The following is a 6111-nucleotide window of genomic DNA, read 5'->3' as shown; positions in this document are numbered from 1 at the left end:
GCAGTTGAGGCAGTTGAGGCAGTTGAGGCAGTTGAGGCAGTTGAGGCAGTTGAGGCAGTTGAGGCAGTTGAGGCAGTTGAGGCAGTGTCAGAATGGATTAAAAGAAAAGCCGGGACAAGCCCGGCTTTTTCTTTATCACTCAGCAGCTGCTTCAGCAGCGGCCGGGCGGTCTACCAGCTCAATATAAGCCATAGGGGCGTTGTCGCCAGCACGGAAACCGCATTTCAGAATGCGAGTATAACCGCCGGCGCGCTCCAGGTAGCGCGGGCCCAGTTCATTGAACAGCTTAGCCACGATCGCGTTGTCGCGAGTGCGGGCAAATGCCAGACGACGATTAGCAACGCTATCAGTCTTGGCAAGGGTGATCAGCGGTTCAACTACACGACGCAGCTCTTTTGCCTTAGGCAGAGTCGTCTTGATGATCTCATGACGAACCAGGGAGCTGGCCATGTTGCGGAACATAGCCTGACGATGGCTGCTGTTCCGGTTCAGTTGACGACCACTCAAACGATGGCGCATGACCTTATCCTTCTAACTAAATCTGTGAAACCCGTAATCTGGATTACTCGTCAGCGATGCTGGCGGGCGGCCAGTTCTCAAGGCGCATGCCAAGAGACAGACCACGGGAGGCCAACACGTCCTTGATCTCAGTCAGGGACTTCTTACCGAGGTTAGGAGTCTTAAGCAACTCAACTTCGGTACGCTGTACCAGATCACCAATATAGTGGATAGCTTCTGCCTTCAGACAGTTCGCAGAACGAACTGTCAGCTCCAAATCATCGACAGGACGCAGCAGAATCGGATCAAACTCGGGTTTCTCTTCTTTCTTCTCGGGCACGCTGACATCGCGCAGATCCACGAAGGCTTCCAGTTGCTCAGCCAGAATAGTGGCAGAACGACGGATAGCTTCCTCAGGATCCAGGGTACCATTGGTCTCCATGTCGATGACCAGCTTGTCCAAGTCGGTACGCTGTTCCACACGTGCTGCCTCAACATTGTAGGCAATACGAACGATGGGGCTGAACGCGGAGTCCAGCAGCAGGCGACCGATAGGACGCTCTTCGTCATCATTGTGAACACGAGCAGAAGCAGGCACATAACCACGACCGCGCTGAACTTTCAGGCGCATGCTGATTTCAGCATTGGCACCAGTCAGGTGGCAGATTACGTGCTCCGGGTTTACGATCTCGACTTCATCACCGTGAGTGATATCACCTGCGGTAACGGGGCCTGTTCCAGACTTGGTCAGGGACAGAGTTACCTCGTCCTTGCCTTCCAGCTTCACAGCGATACCTTTCAGGTTGAGCAGGATTTCAAGAATGTCTTCCTGTACACCTTCTTTGCTGCTGTACTCATGCAGTACCCCGTCAATTTCGACTTCAGTAACTGCACAACCGGGCATAGAAGACAGCAAAATACGACGCAGGGCGTTGCCCAGCGTGTGACCAAAGCCACGCTCGAGTGGCTCAAGAGTCACTTTCGCATGAGTCGGGCTAACTTGCTCGATGTCAACTAGCCGCGGTTTAAGAAAATCTGTTACAGAACCCAGCATTGTGTCCTCTCTTTAGAAGCTAGCTTTACTTGGAGTAAAGCTCGACGATCAGCTGTTCGTTAATGTCGGCAGACAGGTCGGAACGCTCTGGCAGGCGCTTGAAGGCACCTTCCATTTTAGCGGCATCAACCTCTACCCAAGTCGGCTTCTCGCGCTGACCAGCAACCTCAAGGGCAGCTTTGATACGCGCTTGCTTCTTAGCCTTCTCACGAACGCAGATCACGTCCTCAGGGGAAACCTGGAAAGAAGGAATGTTCACAACGCGGCCGTTTACCATGATGGCCTTGTGGCTCACCAGCTGACGAGATTCAGCGCGGGTAGCACCGAAGCCCATGCGGTATACGACGTTGTCCAGACGACCTTCCAGCAGCTGCAACAGGTTTTCACCGGTGTTACCCTTTTGACGGGCAGCGTCGCGGTAGTAGTTGCGGAACTGTTTTTCCAATACGCCGTAGATACGACGAACTTTTTGTTTCTCGCGCAGTTGCACACCGTAATCGGACAGACGGGGCTTGCGAGCGCCGTGCTGACCAGGAGCGGTGTCAATCTTGCACTTAGAATCAATCGCACGAACACCAGACTTCAGGAAGAGGTCTGTGCCCTCACGACGGCTAAGCTTAAGCTTAGGACCGATATATCTTGCCATCTTCTTTCTCCAACAATCCTAGACCAAGTAGCTACAGCGTTACACGCGGCGCTTCTTGGGAGGACGACAACCGTTGTGCGGGATCGGAGTCACATCAGTAATGTTAGTGATGCGGAAACCAGCCGCGTTCAGGGCGCGGATGGAAGACTCACGACCGGGACCCGGACCTTTGACCATGACTTCCAGGTTCTTGACGCCATATTCTTTGGCCATCTCACCAGCGCGCTCGGCAGCTACCTGAGCAGCGAACGGGGTGGACTTACGAGAACCACGGAAACCGGAACCACCAGAAGTAGCCCAAGACAGAGCATTGCCCTGACGGTCAGTAATGGTCACGATTGTGTTGTTGAAAGATGCATGAACGTGCGCAATACCGTCGCTCACTTGCTTTTTAACGCGCTTGCGAGCACGAGTCGGAGTTTTAGCCATTTTCTACCTTCCCGTTACTTCTTGATAGCCTTGCGCGGACCCTTACGGGTACGAGCGTTGGTCTTGGTACGTTGACCACGAACAGGCAGGCTACGACGGTGACGCAAACCACGGTAGCAACCCAGATCCATCAATCGCTTGATGTTCATGGAAATCTGACGACGCAGGTCACCTTCAACGGTGAATTTACCTACTTGTTCACGCAGACTCTCGATCTGAGCTTCGTCCAGGTCTTTAATTTTCACATTCTCAGCGATACCGGCTGCGGCACAAATGGCCTTGGAGCGGGTACGACCGACGCCATAAATCGCAGTCAAAGCAATGACTGCATGCTTATGGTCAGGAATGTTAATGCCAGCGATACGGGCCACTATTCACTCCTACATATAGTAGATTACGACCACCACAAAGCCCGTGAGCGGATACGTGGCGGTCAACCAATACACAACAAAAGTTGGCTGGCTATATTAGCCAGCACAACTATTTGTTGCAAGTACTAACCGTAAAAAATTAGCCTTGGCGCTGTTTATGCTTTGGCTCGCTGCAAATCACACGCACCACACCGTGACGCTTGATGATTTTGCAGTTACGGCAGATTGCCTTAACGGAAGCACGAACTTTCATTGCTTAACTCCGTAACTACGCCGACCTTTAGCGGCCGTAGCCCTTCAGGTTGGCCTTCCTCAGGACGTCACCATATTGATGAGACATCATATGGGTTTGTACCTGAGCCATGAAGTCCATGATAACCACCACAATAATCAGCAGCGAAGTGCCACCGAAGTAGAACTGTACGTTCCAGGCAGTCATCAGGAACTGGGGTACCAGACAGATAAAGGTTATATAGAGCGCACCTGCCAATGTCAGGCGAGTCATAACCTTATCGATATAACGTGCTGTCTGCTCGCCCGGGCGGATCCCCGGGATAAAGGCTCCACTCTTCTTCAGGTTATCTGCTGTCTCGCGGGGGTTGAACACCAGCGCGGTATAGAAGAAACAGAAAAAGATAATGGCTGCTGCATACAGCATCTCGTAAAGCGGCTGACCCGGCTGCAGGACCATAGAGACCTGTTGCAGGATATCAGCGACTTTACCCTCACCCTGACCAAACCAGGAGGTAATGGTACCCGGGAAGAGGATGATACTGGATGCGAAAATCGCAGGAATCACACCAGCCATATTCACTTTCAACGGCAGGTGCGTGCTTTGCGCGGCAAATACCTGGCGGCCTTGTTGACGCTTGGCATAGTTAACGACGATACGACGCTGACCACGCTCCACGAACACCACAAAGTAAGTCACTGCGAAAACAATCAAGCCCAGCAACAACAACAGCAGGATGTGCAATTCCCCTTGACGTGCCTGTTCGGCCGTAGCGCCAATGGCATGCGGCAGACCAGCAACGATACCTGTGAAAATAATCAACGAGATACCATTACCAATCCCACGCTCGGTAATCTGCTCACCCAACCACATCAAGAACATGGTACCGGTGACCAGACTCACAACCGCTGTGAAATAGAAGCCCAAACCCGGATGAGTCACGAGTCCTTGCATCATATTCGGCAGACCGGTTGCAATACCAATGGCCTGGAAAGTTCCCAAAACCAGCGTGCCCCAACGGGTATATTGGCTAATCTTGCGACGGCCGGATTCACCCTCTTTCTTGAGTTCAGCAAGAGCAGGATGAACCACTGTCAGCAGCTGGATAATGATCGACGCCGAAATGTACGGCATGATCCCCAACGCAAGAATAGAAGCACGCGATAGTGCACCACCACTGAACATGTTGAACATCTCAATGATGGTGCCCTTCTGTTGCTGGAACAACTCGGCCAGTACGGCGGCGTCAATACCAGGAATCGGCACATAAGAGCCTGCACGGAAAACGATAATCGCCCCGAGAACGAAGAGCAGACGGCTCTTCAGTTCACTCAGACCACCCTGTGCTTTAACATCCAATCCTGGTTTCTTAGCCATTGTACTGATTATTCCTCGATTTTACCGCCAGCGGCCTCGATGGCTGCACGTGCACCTTTGGTGACGGACAGACCACGAACGGTCACAGCACGGTCAATGTTGCCAGACAGAACAACTTTAGCGAACACGATGTTCTTGGTCAGAACGCCGGCTTGCTTCAGAGTGCTCACGTCGACTACATCACCTTCTACCAGGGCGATTTCGTTCAGGCGCACTTCGGCAGATACCAAAGATTTACGAGAGAAGAAACCGAACTTCGGCAGACGGATTTTCAAAGGCATCTGGCCGCCTTCGAAACCGTTGCGGACTTTACCGCCACCGGAACGAGAGGTTTGACCTTTAACACCACGACCACCGGTCTTGCCCAGACCAGAACCGATACCACGGCCCGGACGGTGCTTAACGCGCTTGGAACCAGCGGCCGGAGACAGAGTATTCAGACGCATGCTTAGCCCTCCACCTTAACCATGTAATAAACCTGGTTGATCATACCGCGTACGCAAGGAGTATCTTCCAGCTCAACGGTGTGACCAATGCGACGCAGACCCAGACCACGCAGAGTCGCCTTGTGCTTTGGCAGACGGCCGATAGAGCTGCGAGTTTGAGTTACTTTTACAGTGTTAGCCATGTCGCATTACCCCAGAATTTCTTCAACGCGCAGACCACGCTTGGCAGCGATCTGTTCCGGTGACTGACCGTGAACCAGAGCGTCTACAGTTGCGCGAACAACGTTGATTGGGTTGGTGGAACCGTAGGTCTTAGCCAGCACGTTGTGGATACCAGCAACTTCCAGAACGGCACGCATGGCGCCGCCTGCGATGATACCAGTACCTTGAGAGGCCGGCTTCATGAACACGGTGGAACCGGAGTGAACACCTTTCACCGGGTGGTGCAGGGTGCCGTTGTTCAGTTCAACCTTGTTCAGGTTACGCTTGGCCTGTTCCATTGCTTTTTGAATAGCAGCCGGAACTTCACGGGCTTTACCGTAACCGTAACCTACACGGCCGTTACCATCACCCACCACGGTCAACGCGGTGAAGGACATGATACGACCACCTTTAACAGTTTTCGAAACACGGTTTACTGCAATGAGCTTTTCTTGCAGTTCGCCGGCTTGAGATTCGACTTTAGCCATCTTCGACTCCTAGCTTAGAACTGAAGACCAGCGTCACGTGCGGCAGCTGCCAGGGCAGCGATGCGACCGTGATACTTGAAACCGGAACGATCGAAAGATACGTTCTGAACGCCTTTGGCAATAGCACGCTCAGCGATAGCTTTACCTACAGCGGTAGCCGCATCTGCGTTACCGGTGTATTTCAGAGCTTCACTGATGGCTTTCTCTACTGTGGAAGCAGAGGCCAGAACTTCGGAACCGTTGGCTGCAATAACCTGCGCATAGATATGACGCGGGGTACGGTGAACAACCAGACGGGTAGCTCCCAGTTCCTGCATCTTTTTCCGAGCACGAGTAGCACGACGGAGACGAGCTGCTTTCTTGTCCATA

Annotated in this window: 11 protein-coding genes; all 11 read right to left on the bottom strand. The window is 52.8% G+C overall.

The window, feature by feature from the left end; translation table 11 throughout:
- Positions 1 to 135 precede the first annotated feature (135 nt).
- Complete coding sequence (gene rplQ, locus G5137_RS10880) at positions 136 to 519, bottom strand: 50S ribosomal protein L17 (RefSeq protein WP_005307999.1); 384 nt, start codon at positions 517 to 519, stop codon at positions 136 to 138.
- 43 nt (positions 520 to 562) lie between these two features.
- Positions 563 to 1552 (bottom strand): DNA-directed RNA polymerase subunit alpha, encoded by a 990-nt coding sequence (locus G5137_RS10875; RefSeq protein WP_005307997.1) that lies wholly within the window; start codon positions 1550 to 1552, stop codon positions 563 to 565.
- 25 nt (positions 1553 to 1577) lie between these two features.
- Positions 1578 to 2198 carry a 30S ribosomal protein S4 gene (gene rpsD, locus G5137_RS10870; RefSeq protein WP_005342696.1) on the bottom strand — a complete coding sequence of 207 codons (621 nt, stop codon included), beginning with the start codon at positions 2196 to 2198 and terminating at the stop codon, positions 1578 to 1580.
- A 39-nt stretch (positions 2199 to 2237) separates the two neighbouring features.
- Positions 2238 to 2627, bottom strand: coding sequence for a 30S ribosomal protein S11 (gene rpsK / locus G5137_RS10865; RefSeq protein WP_005307993.1), 390 nt, complete (start codon positions 2625 to 2627; stop codon positions 2238 to 2240).
- Positions 2628 to 2641: 14 nt separating this feature from the next.
- On the bottom strand, positions 2642 to 2998 hold the full coding sequence (gene rpsM / locus G5137_RS10860) for a 30S ribosomal protein S13 (RefSeq protein ID WP_005307991.1): 357 nt from the start codon (positions 2996 to 2998) through the stop codon (positions 2642 to 2644).
- A 139-nt stretch (positions 2999 to 3137) separates the two neighbouring features.
- The gene (gene rpmJ, locus G5137_RS10855; RefSeq protein ID WP_005319705.1) at positions 3138 to 3251 is read right to left on the bottom strand and encodes a 50S ribosomal protein L36; all 114 of its coding nucleotides are present in this window, start codon (positions 3249 to 3251) and stop codon (positions 3138 to 3140) included.
- A gap of 27 nt (positions 3252 to 3278) precedes the next feature.
- Positions 3279 to 4607: a preprotein translocase subunit SecY gene (gene secY / locus G5137_RS10850; RefSeq protein ID WP_005307989.1), complete on the bottom strand. Its 1329-nt coding sequence runs from the start codon at positions 4605 to 4607 to the stop codon at positions 3279 to 3281.
- Positions 4608 to 4615: 8 nt separating this feature from the next.
- Positions 4616 to 5053 carry a 50S ribosomal protein L15 gene (gene rplO, locus G5137_RS10845; protein ID WP_005342691.1) on the bottom strand — a complete coding sequence of 146 codons (438 nt, stop codon included), beginning with the start codon at positions 5051 to 5053 and terminating at the stop codon, positions 4616 to 4618.
- 2 nt (positions 5054 to 5055) lie between these two features.
- On the bottom strand, positions 5056 to 5235 hold the full coding sequence (rpmD, locus tag G5137_RS10840) for a 50S ribosomal protein L30 (RefSeq protein WP_005307985.1): 180 nt from the start codon (positions 5233 to 5235) through the stop codon (positions 5056 to 5058).
- A gap of 6 nt (positions 5236 to 5241) precedes the next feature.
- Entirely contained in the window at positions 5242 to 5742 is a 501-nt protein-coding gene (gene rpsE / locus G5137_RS10835; RefSeq protein WP_005342686.1) for a 30S ribosomal protein S5, read from the bottom strand.
- Between the two features lie 14 nt (positions 5743 to 5756).
- On the bottom strand, positions 5757 to 6110 hold the full coding sequence (gene rplR, locus G5137_RS10830) for a 50S ribosomal protein L18 (RefSeq protein WP_005340606.1): 354 nt from the start codon (positions 6108 to 6110) through the stop codon (positions 5757 to 5759).
- Between the last annotated feature and the right edge of the window lies 1 nt (position 6111).

The sequence above is a fragment of the Aeromonas sp. 600282 genome (assembly GCF_049175755.1).
Classification (GTDB): Bacteria; Pseudomonadota; Gammaproteobacteria; order Enterobacterales; family Aeromonadaceae; genus Aeromonas; species Aeromonas veronii_A.
This window is presented reverse-complemented; position numbering and strand designations above follow the sequence as displayed.

Excerpts from the sequence above, each read along its gene's own strand:
- rplQ (WP_005307999.1), bottom strand. The coding sequence starts at position 519 with ATGCGCCATCGTTTGAGTGGTCGTCAACTGAACCGGAACAGCAGCCAT.
- G5137_RS10875 (WP_005307997.1), bottom strand. The coding sequence starts at position 1,552 with ATGCTGGGTTCTGTAACAGATTTTCTTAAACCGCGGCTAGTTGACATC.
- rpsD (WP_005342696.1), bottom strand. The coding sequence starts at position 2,198 with ATGGCAAGATATATCGGTCCTAAGCTTAAGCTTAGCCGTCGTGAGGGC.
- rpsK (WP_005307993.1), bottom strand. The coding sequence starts at position 2,627 with ATGGCTAAAACTCCGACTCGTGCTCGCAAGCGCGTTAAAAAGCAAGTG.
- rpmJ (WP_005319705.1), bottom strand. The coding sequence starts at position 3,251 with ATGAAAGTTCGTGCTTCCGTTAAGGCAATCTGCCGTAACTGCAAAATC.
- secY (WP_005307989.1), bottom strand. The coding sequence starts at position 4,607 with ATGGCTAAGAAACCAGGATTGGATGTTAAAGCACAGGGTGGTCTGAGT.
- rplO (WP_005342691.1), bottom strand. The coding sequence starts at position 5,053 with ATGCGTCTGAATACTCTGTCTCCGGCCGCTGGTTCCAAGCGCGTTAAG.
- rpmD (WP_005307985.1), bottom strand. The coding sequence starts at position 5,235 with ATGGCTAACACTGTAAAAGTAACTCAAACTCGCAGCTCTATCGGCCGT.
- rpsE (WP_005342686.1), bottom strand. The coding sequence starts at position 5,742 with ATGGCTAAAGTCGAATCTCAAGCCGGCGAACTGCAAGAAAAGCTCATT.
- rplR (WP_005340606.1), bottom strand. The coding sequence starts at position 6,110 with ATGGACAAGAAAGCAGCTCGTCTCCGTCGTGCTACTCGTGCTCGGAAA.